This window comes from Zhenhengia sp., assembly GCF_046966505.1.
GTDB classification, from domain to species: domain Bacteria; phylum Bacillota; class Clostridia; order Lachnospirales; family Cellulosilyticaceae; genus Zhenhengia; species Zhenhengia yiwuensis.
In genome coordinates, this window is sequence record NZ_JBKVCH010000006.1 from 120194 (window position 1) to 136128 (window position 15935).

Here is a 15935-nt window from a genome sequence, read left to right on the forward strand (position 1 = left end):
GCTATGAAGATACGTGACAATAAGACAAAACTATTTATAGTACTTTTTATTCTTCCGGCATTACTCATCTATACAGTATTTCAAATTATACCTTTATTTGGCGCCCTGTACTTTTCAGTTTCAGAGTGGAACGGAATTGCAGGCTCTGCTATAGAATTTGTAGGCCTTGATAACTTTATTGCCATTTTTAAAGATCCAAACTTCTTATTATCTTTAAAAAATATGGCCAAGATGGTTATTTTCAGTGTTCTTTTCCATACACCTATAGCACTTTTAATGGCAGTAGGAATTTATAGTGCTAAAAAAGGTGGACGTTTCTTTAAAGCTATTTACTTTGTACCAACTGTATTTCCACTTACTGCAGTAGGTCTTCTATGGTATTTCATCTTTATGCCAAATGGTTCTTTAAACACTTTATTAGAAGCGATTGGACTTAGTAATTTAGTTACACCATGGTTAGTTGAACAAGCAACAGCTATGAATACTATTATCTTTGTTAATATTTGGGCTGGCGTAGGTTACTATATGGTTATTTTATTAGCGGGGCTTTCTACTATCTCTGATGATGTATATGAAGCAGCAGCTATTGATGGTGTTAACCCAGTGACTAAATTCTTCTATATCACCGTACCACTTTTAAAGCCTATTATCCGTATGTGTATCTTAATGGATATTATCGGTACGATTAAAGTCTTTGATTTAGTATTTGTTATGACAGAAGGTGGACCAAATGGTCTAACCAACTTACCTACAACTTTAATGTATCAAGAAGCATTTAAATACGATCACTATGGAACAGGTAGTGCAATCGGTATTATTATCCTAGTAATTTGCTTGGCAGGTACAATGTGCAGTGAATTTATCAGTTCAAGGAAAAAGGATTATTAAGGAGGAAAGATCATGAAAAAGATAAGATGGAACTTAGGTACTGTGATACAATATATCTTTTTAATCGCTATGGCAGCAATGTTTGTAACGCCCTTACTTTTCACTTTGATTTCTTCCTTAAAAGACAATCGTGAAATCTTTGCAAGTCCATTTGCATTGCCAGAAACTTATCGCTTTGAAAACTATATCATTGCTTGGAAAGAAGCTAATATGAGCCAATACTTCTTGAACAGTGTATTTATTTCTGTAGCAACTGTTGTTATTTTAGGTATTGTAGCATCTATGGCTGCGTTCATCATTGCTAGATTTAACTTTAAGATGAACAAGTTTATTATGATTTTCTTTATGATTGGTATGATGATTCCAATGCATACCATTCTTGTACCTATTACCTATATGATAGGAACATTTAATTTGAAGAATAACCTATTTGTACTGGTACTGCTGTATGTTGGTTTCTCCATTCCGTTTAGTGTTATGGTATTGACCAACTTTATGAGGGGGATTAATCAATCACTAGAAGAGGCAGCGATTATAGATGGTGCTAACTACTTCCAAATCTATAGACATGTTGCATTGCCACTTACTATACCAGCTATCTCTACTATTTCAATTTTTAACTTCTTAAGTGCATGGAATAATGTACTCTTCCCATTACTCTTTATCAATGATAAGAAATTAAAACCTATTTCACTAGGACTTTTAAACTTTAATGGTGAAAGAGGTTCACAATATGGGCCTTTAATGGCTGCTATTGCCATTACAGTATTTATACCACTGGTTATCTACTTACTATTCCAAGAAAAAGTAGAAAGTGGACTTGCAGCTGGCGCTGTAAAAGAATAAAAAATAAGATGCCTCTTGTACCTTATAAAAAGGGCAGGAGGTATTCTTTTATATAATGAGAGTAAGGTGAAAAAATGAGTCAAAAAATTAAATTTCAAAAAATTCTTTTTCTTGTTATACTCAATATATTAGGAACAATTACCTATGCTATAGGTATTAACTGTTTTGCAGCTCCACATAATATTGCACCAGGTGGGGCAAGTGGTATTGCTATTTTGATTAACTACATATGCGGCTTCCCAATAGGAACCTTCGTATTTTTATTTAATGTACCCCTTTTAATATGGATTATTATGAAAAAGTATTTTCCAAAAGCTTTTGTACTTAAAACATTGGCTACTACAGCCTTATTATCTATTGTAACAGATTATCTAGTTGTGCATATTCCAGTTTATCAAGGAGATCCACTTTTAGCTTCCATGTTTGGTGGTGTACTCATGGGGGTAGGGCTTGCCTTAGTTCATTTAGGAGCATCGAATACAGGTGGGATTTCATTACTAGGTCTTATTGTTCAGAAGTTGAGACCAAGATTTCCCGTAGGAGGGCTTATTTCATTTTTAAATATAGTTGTAGTTATGGCATCAGGGATTATCTATAAAAATATAGAAAGTCTTTTATATGCTGTTGTAACAGTATATATATCAGGTATTTTTATGGATAAGATACTGGATCAGGCTGCTGCTAAAAATCTTATGATTGTCATTTCAGAATGCACAGATAAGGTAAGAAAAGCATTAGTAGAGTCTCAAAAAGGTATTACTATCTTAAAAGGTGAAGGTGGATACTCTAGTAGAAATCAGCGTATCATCTTATGTGCGGCGACTAAAAATGATTGCATAAGCATGGAGAAAACGATTAAAGAAGTAGATGACCAATCACTGATTATTATAACAGAAGCCTGTAAAGTAGAAGGAAAGGGCTTTAAACATGTTGTATAAGAAAGGAAGTAGACTTATGGAAAAATATATTTTAGAAGCTTGTGTAGGTTCTGTAGAGTCTGCATTAGAAGCTGCAAAAGGCGGCGCTAATCGTTTAGAGCTTTGTGACCATCTTATAATAGGTGGGACTACACCTAGTCCTTTTTTATTTAAAGAAATAAGAAAGCTTATTCATATTCCTATTCATGTCTTAATACGTCCAAGGTTTGGAGATTTCTATTATTCAGAGTATGAATTTAGACAAATGATAGAAGAAGCAAAGTTTTTCCGTTTATTAGGTGCAGAAGGTATAGTGATAGGTATGCTAAACAAAGATGGCACCTTAGATGAAGAGCGTATGCAACAACTTATTGATGTAGCAGATGGTGCATCTATTACATTACATCGAGCCTTTGATGTATGCAGGGATCCTTATGAAGCTTTAGAAACAGCTAAAAGAATGGGCATAAATACTATCCTAACTTCAGGTCAGTGTAATCACTGTTTAGATGGTAAAGACTTAATAGGTGATTTGGTTAAACAAAGTCAGGGGCAGATAGATATCTTAGTAGGGGCAGGCGTTAGTGCTAAAGTTATTAAGCAGATGTATATACATACAGATGCTACTTCTTATCATATGTCAGGTAAAATGACAAAAGATAGTGAAATGATCTTTAGAAAAGAAGGCGTTAATATGGGACTTAAGTCCCTTAGTGAGTATGAGATTTGGCAAACAAGTAGTAAGCTTATTGAGGAAGCTAAAAATACACTAGAAAGTTTAAATTAGGATAGGGGGAGAATGTTATGTTTTCAGCTAAGAGAGCTTTTCAAATAGAAGAAAGATTTGAGGAACTTATCCCACTTTTAGGAGACAAAAAAGTAGAGATTTTAGAAGGATTAAAAAGCTGTAGTGAAGATGAAGGCTTAGCTATGAAGTTTTTATATACCACTATGCCTTTAAGTGATATGGCTTGCTATAGTTTTGAGGTATTTTTAGATTATGCTAAACATGCTTTATATTTATGGGAAAGAGATGCTTGGCATATACCAGAAGATATCTTTTTAAACTATGTCCTTCACCACCGTATTAATGAAGAAGAAATCATGCCATGTCGTAGCTTCTTTTATAATCAATTAAAAGATAGGGTAGTGGGAAAAAGTACTCAGGAAAGTATACTAGAGGTTAATTACTGGTGTAGTGAAGAAGCAACTTATCAGTCTACAGATGAAAGGACAGTAGCACCATTAACTGTTTATAAATCTGCTTATGGAAGATGTGGGGAAGAATCTACATTTACTGTTTCAGCACTTCGTAGTGTAGGCATTCCAGCTAGACAAGTCTATGCGCCAAGATGGTCTCACTGTGATGATAATCATGCATGGGTAGAGGTTTGGTGTGAAGGGGAGTGGTATTTCCTAGGTGCCTGTGAGCCAGAAGAAATATTGAATAAAGGATGGTTTACAAGTGCTTCATCACGTGCTATGTTGATTCACTCCAGGTGGTTTGACTTTATAGCACCTACTGATGAAGAAGAAATAGAGCATAAAGGTATGGCTACACTTCTTAATCAGCTTCAGCGCTATGCGCTTACAAAAAAATTAACTGTGAAAGTAGTAGATCATAAGGGGAAGGCTGTATCTCATGCTAGGGTGGATTTTGAGGTGCTTAATTATGCAGAGTTCTATCCTGTAGCATCTGTATGGACCAACGAGGTAGGAGAAGCAAGTTTAATAACAGGGCTTGGGAGCTTGCACCTACATGTAAGCAAAGAGGAACAGTCTGCAGATATTTTAATTAATACAAAAGATGTAGATTGTATTAACATTGATTTAAGTCAGAGTGTCATAAGAGATGAATGGATAGAGCTTGAAGTCATTGCACCATTAGATGCGTCTATTCATACCCAGCAGCCTACATATTCTCAGAAATTTAAGGGTAAAAACAGATGCAGTGAAGCAACTCAAAAAAGGTTGGAGAAAGTAGCAAGCTTTCAAAATAAAGATGAGGTATTAGATATAGCCAGAGGTAACGCAGAAGAAATTGTATACTTTAAGTTAGCAGAAGTTAAAAAAGAAGCAGAGGTATGGAAAGACAAACTACTAGGCGTATTAACTCAAAAAGATTATAGAGACTGCAAAGGAGAAGTGCTTATAGAGCATTTAAATTATGCAGTTCCTTATGCAAAGTGTTATGAGGAGCCTATTTTTATACAGTATGTTTTAAGTCCAAGAGTGGCACTTGAACCACTTACAGCCTATCGCCAATTTATTCATAGCTATTATAGCCAAGAAGAGAAGGCTAAAATGGTGCAAAATCCTAAATACATATGGCAACATATAGAAGAAACTATTGAAACAGATGATACGAGAGAATATCCCAATCTTATTACTACGCCAGTAGGGTGCTTGCAAATTAAACGAGGGAGTGAAGTATCTAAAAAAATTCTATTTGTAGCTATTTGTAGAACACTAGGTATTCCAGCAAGACTTCATACTATAGATGGTAAAGTAGAGTACTATACTAATGGAACATTTGAAGCTATAGAGACAGAAGCCCTTAAAAATAGTATATGTATATTAAGGAGTAGGGAAGAGACTTGGACCTATTTCCAGAACTGGTCTATTGCGAAATTACATAAAGGGCAGTATCAATCACTGAATTTAAGCCAGTTACAATGGGAAGATGGAGAGTTAGCTTTAAACTTAGAACCAGGTGTATACCGTCTTATCACTTCTAATCGTTTGCCAAATGGCAATATCTTTGCAAAGGTAATGTACATAGGACTTAAAGCGGGTGAAAGTAAGACAGTGCAGCTTGAGCTCAAGGAAGCTAAGCTAAGTGATATGCTTGAGCACATTGCTTTACCAGACTTTGAACTTAAAGATCAGAATAAGAAAGTGATAAAGGGCTTAGAGCTCAGCCAATATGCTAAGCACTTATGGATATGGATAGAAGAAAGTAAGGAGCCTACAGAACATATTCTTAATGAAATCTATGAGAAAAAAGAATTATTTAAGACTATAGAACGACAGATTATATTTGTTATGAGGGATCAAACAGCACTAGAAGACCCTACACTCAGAAAAGTCTTAAATGCTTTAGAAAATATCTCTATTTACTACGATAGTTTTGAAGAAAATATCAATACTTTGGCACGTAGAATGTATGTAGATCCTGATAAGCTTCCATTAATCATCGTAACAGATGAGAATAACAAAGGTATCTATGCTACAAGTGGATATAATGTAGGTACAGCAGACATGTTATTACGCATTTTTGGTAGCTAAGAAGTGTGACTAAGTTACTAAACTTTAAAAATTAAAGACATATAATAGAATTATAGAAGTTGATAAAAATCAATTGATAAGAGGAGGTTCTATTTATGTCTATCCAAATTACGAACAGCAATTTTAATAAAGAGGTGTTAGAATCAAAGGTACCTGTACTTTTAGATTTCTGGGCGCCTTGGTGCGGGCCTTGTAGAATGCAAGGGCCGATTGTTGAGGAGCTGGCAAATGATTTAGAAGGAGTTGCTAAAGTCTGCAAGGTTAATGTAAGTGAAGAAGTGGAGCTCTCTAAAATGTTTAGAGTACAAAGCATTCCAATGTTAGCTGTTGTGAAAAATGGAAGAGTTGTCGAGCAGCAAGTAGGGCTAAGAGATAAAATGCGATTAAAACAAATGATGGGAGTATAAAAGGACTGTCTAGGACAGTCCTTTTTTGATGCACTTTTCTAAAATAGCGATACCCTCTACAATTTCTTTAGCATCACAAGGCGCAAAGCTAAGACGAATATAATGGTCTCTTTCTTTGTGCATTGTAGAATAAAAAAGTGTACTTGGCAGAATAAGTAGGCCACTTTCAAGGCAGCGTTCATAAAGTTTGTAAGCCGATAAACCTTTAGGTAATTTAAGCCAGAAGCATAAGCCACCATTAGGAATATTAAAAGTTACACCAAGAGCTTTAAGGTTTTCAAGTTGACTAAGCATAAGCTCATATTTACCACTGTAAATAGCTTTCATATAACTTAGGTGCTCTTCCCATTTATGAGTTCTAAAGAATAGGTCAAGACTACGATGGATAAGCCCTGAGGAAGCAATATCTGTCATTTGCTTTGTTTTTGTAAAACGGTCTAAGAGGGCATCTGGAATAACGAGAAAACCTATACGTAGGCCTGGCATAAGTAGCTTAGAAAAGCTCTTAATATAGATGACACGGTCCTGAGTATCAAAAGCTTTTAGGCTATAAGGTGCCCTATCTGTATAGCTTAATTCGGAAGTCGAATCATCCTCAACCAGATAAAAGTTATATTTTTCAGCTAGAATTAGGAGTTGCTTTAATGTATGTGGGGCATAACAAAGCGTAGTAGGATTTTGAAATTTAGTCATAACATACACAAGTTTAGGCTTACAGACATTGACCTTCTTCTCAAATTCTATGAGATCAATGCCAAAGGGGGTAAGTTCAACTGTAACAATACGGCTACTGCGGGATTTAAAGGCATCTGTTGCACCATTATAGGTAGGTGTTTCTGTCACGACATAATCGCCTGCATTTAGGCAGCTTTTAGCAATAATATCAATACCCTGTTGAGCGCCTGATACAATTTGAATATGAGAAGGTGAAGTGTGAATGTGATGAGTCTTTTCTAAATACTCGGCAAGTATTTCTCTAAGAGGCATAAAACCATTGGCTTCTTGATAGCCAAAAGCAAAGCCTTTATCACGGTCAATTACTTCGTCTAGGCAGTATTTAAAAGAATCTGTAGGAAAGATAGCTGGATGAGGTGAAGCACTTGAAAAGTTAATACAGTTCTCTTTTATAGTGGTAGGAGGGAGTGTCATCAGGCTGATTTCAGGGGTATTAGGTTTAGTAACGTAAAAGCCACTTCCTTTTTTGGAAGTAACATAGCCGGAAGATTCTAGTTGTTTATAAGCATTAATAACAGTTACATTATTGACGGAAAGGTCTTTTGCCAGTCTGCGGATAGCTGGCAGTCTATATCCTATAATAAGCTCATCTGATAAGATAGCTTCTTTAATCTTTGAAAAGAGTTGTAGATATAAGGGTTCATTAGATGATGAATCTAACTGTATGGATACAAAGTTCAAGTTGTCTCCTCCTTTTTCTTAGAAATATTGACGATGGTTTTGTCTATATGGCACAATATTACCATACATAAAGACGTATTGTTTCGATACAATATATCCTATTAACCTTATTATAGAGACAAACGAGGAAGATGTAAATGATGAATAACAAAATATCAAAGGTTGTGGCCATTCAAGATTTAGCTAGTTTTGGTAGATGTTCATTAAGTGTAATCATTCCGATTTTATCCCATATGGGTGTACAGGTATGTCCAGTTCCTACAGCTGTTTTCAGTACACATACGGGAGGATTTGGTAAACCAGTTTTTGAAGATTTAACAGGGATGATGCATGGCTATATTGAACATTGGAAGACATTAGATTTAAAGTTTGATTGTATTTATAGTGGTTTTTTAAGCAATGAAAAACAAATTAATGAAGTGCTTTATTTTTTTGATGCATTTGGAGATGGAGAGGGGACACTTATAGTGGTAGATCCTGTTATGGGAGACCATGGCCAACTTTATAAGACTTATAATGAAACGATGCAGAAGAAAATGAGGCATTTAGTATCATGTGCTCATGTGGTGACACCAAACTGGACAGAAGCCAATTTTCTACTAGATCGCGTATATAGTACAGATGCGATTAAGGAGCAAGATGCTAAAGAAATGATAAAAGCTATTTCAGATTTAGGACCTTCTCAAGTAGTACTTAAAGGGATTCCTTATGAAAATGGACAGAAAATCAATATGACTTATGACCGGGAAGAAGATAGTTACTGCATGATTCCTTATGAAGAATTACCAAGTAGTTATCCAGGTACAGGGGATTGCTTTGCAAGTAGATTGATTGGAGAACTTTTAAAGGGAGAAAGTTTAGCAGATTCAGCCAAGAGTGCCACTTCTTTTGTAACTTATGGGGTAAAAGTAACTTATGAAGCTAAAACAGATACAAGAGAAGGGATTTTATTAGAACAATTATTAGATTTTTAAGGGAGGATTTTAAGATGGAGAAAAAACAAAGTAAGAGTAAATTAAGTTTACAGGCATTAGTCATTATTGGGTTATTTAGTGCAATTTGCTATATTGCACTCATGCTCTTTAAAATTCCTATTCCATCACCAGTAGGAAAACCATTTATTCACTTTGGCAATATGTTTGTTATTTTAGCAGCACTGCTCTTTAGTGGTACAATAGGTGGTTTATCAGGTTCTATTGGTATGGGGCTTTTTGATATACTTAATGGATGGGCTACTAGTGCACCTAAAACCATTATTCTCAAATTTGGTATAGGGTTTGTGACAGGAGTAGTTGCAGGAAAAGGTAATGATAAAGAAGCCAAATCACCTTTTAAATGGATTGCCCTTGCAGCAGGTGCATTTATTGTATTAGGCGTTGGTCTTTTTATAGCCTCAACAGTATATGGCTATGAGATTACTATTCCTTATCTTCAGCAGGCAGCAGCAAATACAGAGGGACTTAAAGATACATTAGTTGTTATTCCTGTACTTTATATTTTTTCATTAGTACTAGGTATTAGTCTTGCTGTAACGTGTTTCTTTATTAAAAAAGTATCTATTAAATTACAATATGCTATTTTAGGTGCTGTATGTGGTATTGCATTTAACTTAGTAGGAGAATTTTTATTTGCAGTAGGTTCACTTCTTATTGTAGGAAGTGCATTTGTACCAGCAGTTATAAGTGCACTTATTAGTTTACCTTCTACCATTATCAATGGTACCATTTCTATTGTGATTGCTCTTTTACTTTATATTCCACTTTCTAAAGTAGTAGCAAAATCAAACTTTAAATTTTAAAGGAAATTAATACAAAAAAAGCAAGCCGAAAGTCGTCCCCCCTTAAATGACGAACTTTAAGCTTGCTTTTTGTTTGTGGCAAAATGTACAGGGTGCTACTAGAATAAAGTTAAGCTTTTAGAGTGTGCCTGTAAGGAAGCCTCGTAATAGAGTACAGTGTCAGGGAACTATAGGTGAAAGGGATACCGTTGCATTTATCACTGCAAGTACCCGGAGTTTGTCTCTAAATAAAGGAAGTACCTTAGGGTTCACTGGTATAAGTTATCGTTTATTCTATGTAGCATAAAGATGTACAGTATAAAACATAACTCATTATGATAAGTTGCCACCACTTTGTTCATAAGAGGTTAGGAAAATTTAAAGGCCTATGAGAAGGGGGGACTCACAAGATCTCAATTTTCCATATATAAAAGCAGAATAGCCTAGGATTTATTTTGCTCTTATACTCTATATATACGGACAAGGGTAGAAAATGCGTCATATTATTTATGCAAAAAGTAAGTTTTGTATAAATAACTAAATGAAATATAATCCACTTGCTAACGATTTTATAAATAGATAAGATAGAAGAAATGGAGTCTGTATAAAGGGGATAAAATTAATGAATCAATTTAAAAATAAGATACATGAAGAGGCTTTCAATGAGCTGATTACGCAAAGTGAGGGAGAACTTTCTGTTCATGAAATTCAAGATGAGCAAAAGAGAAGGCAGGTTGCATTTCTCTATTTAATTGCTATGTATCAAGAAGAGTATGAGCGTTATGAAGGCATGAAGTTTTATGTAGAAGCTTATGAAGAAATCAGTATAGATGGACCAGTTTATCTTTTAGAAGACTGTATCAAATTAGAAGATTTTGCTCATGAAAAAATATTAAAAGCTGCAAAAGACATATTAAGAGGTTGTAAACCACATCTAGAAAAACTTGAAATAGAGGATGTGAAATTTGTTGAAATAGCCTATAACTTTGCAGTAAGCAATTAGAATGAAAAATAGATAAATAATAAGTCAAGTAGAGAGGAAAAATACGTGAAATATACAACATACTTACTAGAATGGTTTGACAAGAATAAAAGACAAATGCCTTGGCGAGAGAGAAGTGATGCTTATAGTATATGGGTATCAGAAGTAATGCTGCAGCAGACACAGGTTGATACAGTAAGACCTTACTATGAGCGCTTTATGGAACGTTTTCCAACGGTACATGATTTAGCTATGGCAACCCAAGAAGAGGTCTATACTTATTGGCAGGGCTTAGGCTACTACAGACGAGCAGATAACCTGCATAAAGGAGCAAAGGTTGTATCGGAGCAGTATAATGGAATATTTCCAACAGACCCTAAATTAGTTAAAAATATACCTGGCATAGGACCTTACACAATGGGAGCAGTGTTAAGTATAGCCTTTAATTTACCTTATCCTGCCGTAGACGGAAATGTAATGCGTGTACTTTCTAGACAGTTCTTAATAGAAGATGATATCGCTATTCCTAAAACGAGGAAGATTTTCGAAGAAAAAGTGATGGTACTTATGCCGGAAGATGCACGTAACTTTAATCAGGCCCTTATGGAATTAGGCGCACTTATTTGTACACCTAAAAATCCAAAGTGTGAAAGTTGTCCTATGAAGCCAATTTGTATGGCTTATGAAGAAGGCGTACAAATAGAGTATCCTATTAAGAGTAGTAAAACAAAAGCTGAACCGGATTTTTATAAAGCTCTTATTCTTAAGCAAGGAGATAAAATTTATCTAGAAAAAAGACCAGAAGAGGGGCTTCTTGCAAAACTATGGGGAGTGCCGCTGATAACAGATGCAGTTTGGGAAAAAATGAAATCAGAACTTGTCACTTTTGAAGTATTAGAGCAGGTTCAACATGTTTTCACACATCGTAGATGGCTTATGACGCCTATCGTAATAGAGTATACTACACAAAATGCAAAAATATTTGAGGAGATTTTACAAGGAGAAGGTGTGTTTATAGTACCAGAAGGACTGAAGAACTATGCTATTGCCACAGCATTTAAAAAGGTTTTACGTAAGTTACAAGAAAATATTTGATTTATGGGTAGAAATTTTGAAAAAATGTAGTATAATACAAGTATATCAATTATATGATATTTCCATTTCACGGAATCAAAGAAGGAAGTAAAAACTATTCAAGAGTCTAGTAAAGGCAGTAGGCTTTTATAGATAAGAGTAGATTTATATGAAATTCTTTGATTCTACAAAAACAATCAATACATGTATTGAATTAAAAAGGTGAGGATTAGATTTTCAGTCTAATTCTCACCTTTTTCATGGGGTAAAATCAGTGTACTTAAGTAGAAATTACGGATGAAATATGGTATAATTATGGACATAAACGTAATGAAGTGAAGGAGGGAAGAATGTGTTAGAAGAACTTAAAACATTTATACAGGTTGTAAAGTATCGTAATTTTACGAAAGCTGCAAAAAAGGTTAATTTATCTCAACCAACAGTAAGCCTGCATATTAAAAGACTAGAACAATATTTTGATACAACCCTCATTACACGATCAAGTAAAAGTAAAGAGGTGCTCATTACTAAACAGGGAGAATTTCTTTATGAAAAAGGACAAGATCTTATCGCACAAATTGATTTATTAAAAGGTGAGCTTCTTCAAATAGATGATAAGGCTAAAAAGAAAATTTTAGTAGGTGCAAGTAAAACGATAGGAGATTATTTTTTACCACAAATTATAGGGGATTTTTCAAACAAGTATCCGGATATACAACTTGAAGTGTTTATAGAAAATACAGCACATATCTGTGATATGATGAATGAAGGTGAGATACAGGTTGGTCTTATAGAAGGGATTGACCCTTATTATGATTTTGATAGAGAGTATTTCTACCAGGATAGGATGGTTGTTGCAGTAAGCAATAAATCACCATTAGCTACTATGGACGTAAGTATAGATGATTTGAATAATCAGATTTGGATCAGCCGTGAGGAAGGGTCTGGTACGCAGGAGTACTTAAAGTTGTTTCTCAATATGCATAATATTACCCCTAAAAATGTTATTGTATTTAATAGCAACTATGCTGTAAAAGAAGCTGTTAAAAATGGTATAGGTATTACCATTATTTCTGAATGTGTTGTAAGTCATGCAGCATTTGATAAAGAGCTTAATATTTTACCGTTGGAATTATTGCCTAAGCGTAAGTATTCTTATATACTGCCGAAGGATAAAGAAGTAGACTTAGATATTCTTACTTTCATAAATATGCTCAAGGACTATAAAGTGAATAGAACAAATTAAGAAGTGTTGCTTAAAGACGAGCAGCACTTTTTTATTTTTAGCGACCTATTAGAAATCTTAATGGTTAGTATCAGAATGTTAAATTGTAAAATGATAACGAAGTATAGGCATTGTTAATAAATTGTCATATAATAAGTGTACAGCACTCCGTTAAATATGTAGCGGGGGGAATATGCGAATGGAGGACAAGAAGATGGGCTATAAATTAAGCTTTGAAACAGTTAATAGTCTCTTTAATGAATTAAGAAAAGAGTACAAAATTTATGCACCAAAAAGATTTCCAAAAGCAGGACGTTACTCAGATACAGATATTATCCGTTACGCTGAGATCAAAAATGTAGAAGAAATCGTATTTGACGAAAAATCTGACTACCCAGCAAAAGAAGTGGTTTCACCAATCACTCAAACTTTATTCTACTTCACAGAAGATGAATATCGTGAAGCTAAAGTTCATGATAAAAAAGTTTTAATCTTTGCTAGACCTTGTGATATCAATGCACAAATGAACCAAGATAAAATTTTCTTAGAAAACGGTTTTGAAGATACTTTCTACAAACGTATGAGAGATAAAGTAAACTACGTAATGATGGAATGTACTTCTAGCGAAGATACATGCTTCTGCTGTTCAATGGGAACAAACAAAACAGATAACTATGGATTAGCTGCTCGTTTCGAAGACGGACAAGTTCTTTTCAATGTGAAAGATGATAAATTCGCACCTTTCTTTGAAGGTAAAGAAGAAGCTGAGTACACAGTTAAATTCATTGAAGAAAATGAAACAAAAGTAACAATTCCAGTTATTCCTAACAAAGATGTTCTTAACAAACTTAAAGAACATGATATGTGGAAAGAATTTAACAAACGTTGTGTAAGCTGTGGTAGCTGTACAATCGCATGTAGCACATGTACATGTTTCACAACAACAGATATTTCTTACAATGAAAATGGTTCAGTAGGTGAAAGAAGAAGAACAGCTGCTTCTTGTCAAGTTGCAGGATTTGATGAAATGGCTGGCGGTCATGACTTTAGAAAAACAACTGCTGATCGTTATAGATATAAAACACTTCACAAAATCCATGATTACAACGAACGTTTTGGCCAAGGTCATATGTGTGTAGGTTGTGGTAGATGTACAGAAAGATGTCCAGAATTCATTTCATTCACAGCGACAATCGAAAAAGTAAATAAAGCTGTAAAAGAAATCTGCGGAGGTGAGTGCAATGCATAATGAATTAATGCCAGTAGCTTGTCAGATTCTTGAGTTCAAACAAGAAACACAAACAGAATTTACAATCAAAGTAGCAACAGGTGACCTTAAAGTTGAACACGGTCAATTCTGTCAATTATCAATTCCTAAAATTGGTGAGTGTCCAATCTCTGTAAGTGATTACGGCGATGGTTGGATGGATTTTACAATTCGTGCAGTTGGTAAAGTAACAGATGAAGTATTCAAACTTGAAGCTGGTGACCAATTATTCATTCGTGGTGCATACGGTAAAGGTTGGCCAGTAGACCAATTTAAAGGTAAAAATGTTGTAATCATCGCTGGTGGTACAGGGGTTGCTCCAGTTAAAAGTATGATCAACAAATTTGCAAATGAAGAAGGTTTTGCACAAAGCGTAAATATCATCGCAGGTTTCAAAGATGAAAACGGCATTCTTTTCAAAGATACACTTAAAGTTTGGGAAGAAAAATTCAACACTATCTATACATTAGATAGAGATGAAAAAGAAGGATTTAGAACAGGTCTTGTAACTAAATTCATCGAAGAAATCCCATTCAAAGATTTTGGAGATAACTACGAAGTAGTAATCGTTGGGCCTCCAATCATGATGCACTTTGCAGGACTTGAATGTGTGAAACAAGGTATTCCAGAAGAAAAAATCTGGGTTTCATTCGAAAGAAAAATGTCATGTGCAATCGGTAAATGCGGACACTGCCGTATCGACGAGACATACGTATGTCTTGAAGGACCAGTATTCAACTATACACAAGCGAAAAAATTAATTGACTAGGAGGCCACACAATGAATCATGATATTGATGTAAAAGCAACCAGAATAAATTGTTTCCGTCAATCTAAAGTAGCGGGAGAATTTATGTTACAATTACGTGTTCCTGGATCAATCATTGATGCAAAACACTTAACTTCTGTACAACATATCGCTGAAACTTGGGGAGATGGTACATTCCACATTGGGATGAGACATACTCTTAACATCCCAGGTATCAAATACGAAAATATTCCAGCAGTAAACGAATACATTAATAACTACATCAAAGAAGTAGAAGTAGTTGAATGTGATGTTGAAATGGAAACATGCGGTAAAGGTTACCCAACAATCGGTGCGCGTAACATTATGGCTTGTATCGGTAACTCACACTGTATCAAAGCTAACGTAAATACACACGAACTTGCTAAAAAAATCGAAAAAGAAGTATTCCCAAGCCACTACCACATCAAAACAACTGTTGCTGGTTGTCCAAATGACTGTGCTAAAGCTCACTTCAATGACTTTGGTGTAATCGGTATTGCAAAAATGGAATACGATAGAGATCGTTGTATCGGATGTGGCGCTTGTGTTGAAGCTTGTAGCCACCATGCAACAAGAGTGCTTTCACTTGTAAATGGTAAAATTGAAAAAGATACATGTTGCTGTGTAGGTTGTGGTGAGTGTGTACTTGCTTGTCCTACAAGTGCATGGACACGTAATGAGAAGAAATTCTACAGAATTATGATCGGTGGACGTACAGGTAAGCAATATCCTCGTATGGGTAAAATGTTTGCTAACTGGGTAACAGAAGATGTAGTCCTTGCTATCTTCAGAAACTGGCCAAAATTCTCTGCATGGGCACTTGATTACAAACCAGTTTACCTTCATGGTGGACACTTAATCGATAGAGCTGGATACATCAAATTCAAAGAACTTATCCTTGAAGGTGTTGAACTTAATCCAGAAGCACAAATTGCAGAACGTATCTACTGGCAAGAAGATGAAAAACGTGCTAATATCAACGTTAAACCAATTGCAAAACACAATAGTGCAGGTCCTGGTAGCCAAGACGGACGTCACTAAGATTTAGCATATAGAGAT

At 34.9% G+C, this 15935-nt stretch carries 15 protein-coding genes; 14 read left to right on the top strand and 1 reads right to left on the bottom strand.

Annotated features, from left to right (window positions below; all coding sequences use genetic code 11):
• The first annotated feature begins 3 nt into the window (after window positions 1–3).
• The 6 genes from ACLTBU_RS08780 to trxA all read left to right on the top strand — a co-directional run bounded on the left by ACLTBU_RS08780 (window position 4) and on the right by trxA (window position 6346).
• Window positions 4–888: a carbohydrate ABC transporter permease gene (locus ACLTBU_RS08780; protein ID WP_412218575.1), complete on the top strand. Its 885-nt coding sequence runs from the start codon at window positions 4–6 to the stop codon at window positions 886–888.
• A 12-nt stretch (window positions 889–900) separates the two neighbouring features.
• A complete protein-coding gene (locus tag ACLTBU_RS08785) occupies window positions 901–1734 on the top strand; it encodes a carbohydrate ABC transporter permease (protein ID WP_412218576.1) in 834 nt (277 codons plus the stop codon).
• Window positions 1735–1808: 74 nt separating this feature from the next.
• Entirely contained in the window at window positions 1809–2672 is an 864-nt protein-coding gene (locus ACLTBU_RS08790; protein ID WP_412218577.1) for a YitT family protein, read from the top strand.
• A 16-nt stretch (window positions 2673–2688) separates the two neighbouring features.
• Window positions 2689–3438, top strand: coding sequence for a copper homeostasis protein CutC (locus ACLTBU_RS08795; protein ID WP_412218578.1), 750 nt, complete (start codon window positions 2689–2691; stop codon window positions 3436–3438).
• 17 nt (window positions 3439–3455) lie between these two features.
• Entirely contained in the window at window positions 3456–5939 is a 2484-nt protein-coding gene (locus ACLTBU_RS08800) for a transglutaminase domain-containing protein (RefSeq protein WP_412218580.1), read from the top strand.
• A 95-nt stretch (window positions 5940–6034) separates the two neighbouring features.
• A complete protein-coding gene (trxA, locus tag ACLTBU_RS08805) occupies window positions 6035–6346 on the top strand; it encodes a thioredoxin (RefSeq protein ID WP_337528013.1) in 312 nt (103 codons plus the stop codon).
• Window positions 6347–6355: 9 nt separating this feature from the next.
• On the opposite strand, the gene ACLTBU_RS08810 is transcribed toward trxA, so the two are convergent.
• Window positions 6356–7762, bottom strand: coding sequence for a PLP-dependent aminotransferase family protein (locus ACLTBU_RS08810; RefSeq protein WP_412218581.1), 1407 nt, complete (start codon window positions 7760–7762; stop codon window positions 6356–6358).
• A gap of 137 nt (window positions 7763–7899) precedes the next feature.
• On the opposite strand from ACLTBU_RS08810, the gene ACLTBU_RS08815 reads away from it, so the two are divergent.
• The 8 genes from ACLTBU_RS08815 (at window position 7900) to asrC (ending at window position 15917) form a co-directional block, all read left to right on the top strand.
• On the top strand, window positions 7900–8736 hold the full coding sequence (locus ACLTBU_RS08815; protein ID WP_412218582.1) for a pyridoxamine kinase: 837 nt from the start codon (window positions 7900–7902) through the stop codon (window positions 8734–8736).
• Between the two features lie 14 nt (window positions 8737–8750).
• Window positions 8751–9560, top strand: a complete 810-nt coding sequence (locus tag ACLTBU_RS08820) for an ECF transporter S component (RefSeq protein WP_177671441.1) — start codon at window positions 8751–8753, stop codon at window positions 9558–9560.
• A gap of 601 nt (window positions 9561–10161) precedes the next feature.
• On the top strand, window positions 10162–10542 hold the full coding sequence (locus tag ACLTBU_RS08825; protein ID WP_177671440.1) for a hypothetical protein: 381 nt from the start codon (window positions 10162–10164) through the stop codon (window positions 10540–10542).
• Between the two features lie 45 nt (window positions 10543–10587).
• Window positions 10588–11616, top strand: a complete 1029-nt coding sequence (gene mutY / locus ACLTBU_RS08830; protein WP_412218583.1) for an A/G-specific adenine glycosylase — start codon at window positions 10588–10590, stop codon at window positions 11614–11616.
• Between the two features lie 331 nt (window positions 11617–11947).
• Window positions 11948–12841 carry a LysR family transcriptional regulator gene (locus tag ACLTBU_RS08835; protein ID WP_177671438.1) on the top strand — a complete coding sequence of 298 codons (894 nt, stop codon included), beginning with the start codon at window positions 11948–11950 and terminating at the stop codon, window positions 12839–12841.
• Window positions 12842–13034: 193 nt separating this feature from the next.
• Complete coding sequence (gene asrA, locus ACLTBU_RS08840; RefSeq protein WP_177671541.1) at window positions 13035–14069, top strand: anaerobic sulfite reductase subunit AsrA; 1035 nt, start codon at window positions 13035–13037, stop codon at window positions 14067–14069.
• Window positions 14062–14856: an anaerobic sulfite reductase subunit AsrB gene (gene asrB / locus ACLTBU_RS08845; protein ID WP_177671437.1), complete on the top strand. Its 795-nt coding sequence runs from the start codon at window positions 14062–14064 to the stop codon at window positions 14854–14856. The genes asrA and asrB overlap by 8 nt, the downstream gene beginning before the upstream one ends.
• A gap of 11 nt (window positions 14857–14867) precedes the next feature.
• Window positions 14868–15917: a sulfite reductase subunit C gene (asrC, locus tag ACLTBU_RS08850; protein ID WP_177671436.1), complete on the top strand. Its 1050-nt coding sequence runs from the start codon at window positions 14868–14870 to the stop codon at window positions 15915–15917.
• The last annotated feature ends 18 nt before the right edge of the window (window positions 15918–15935 follow it).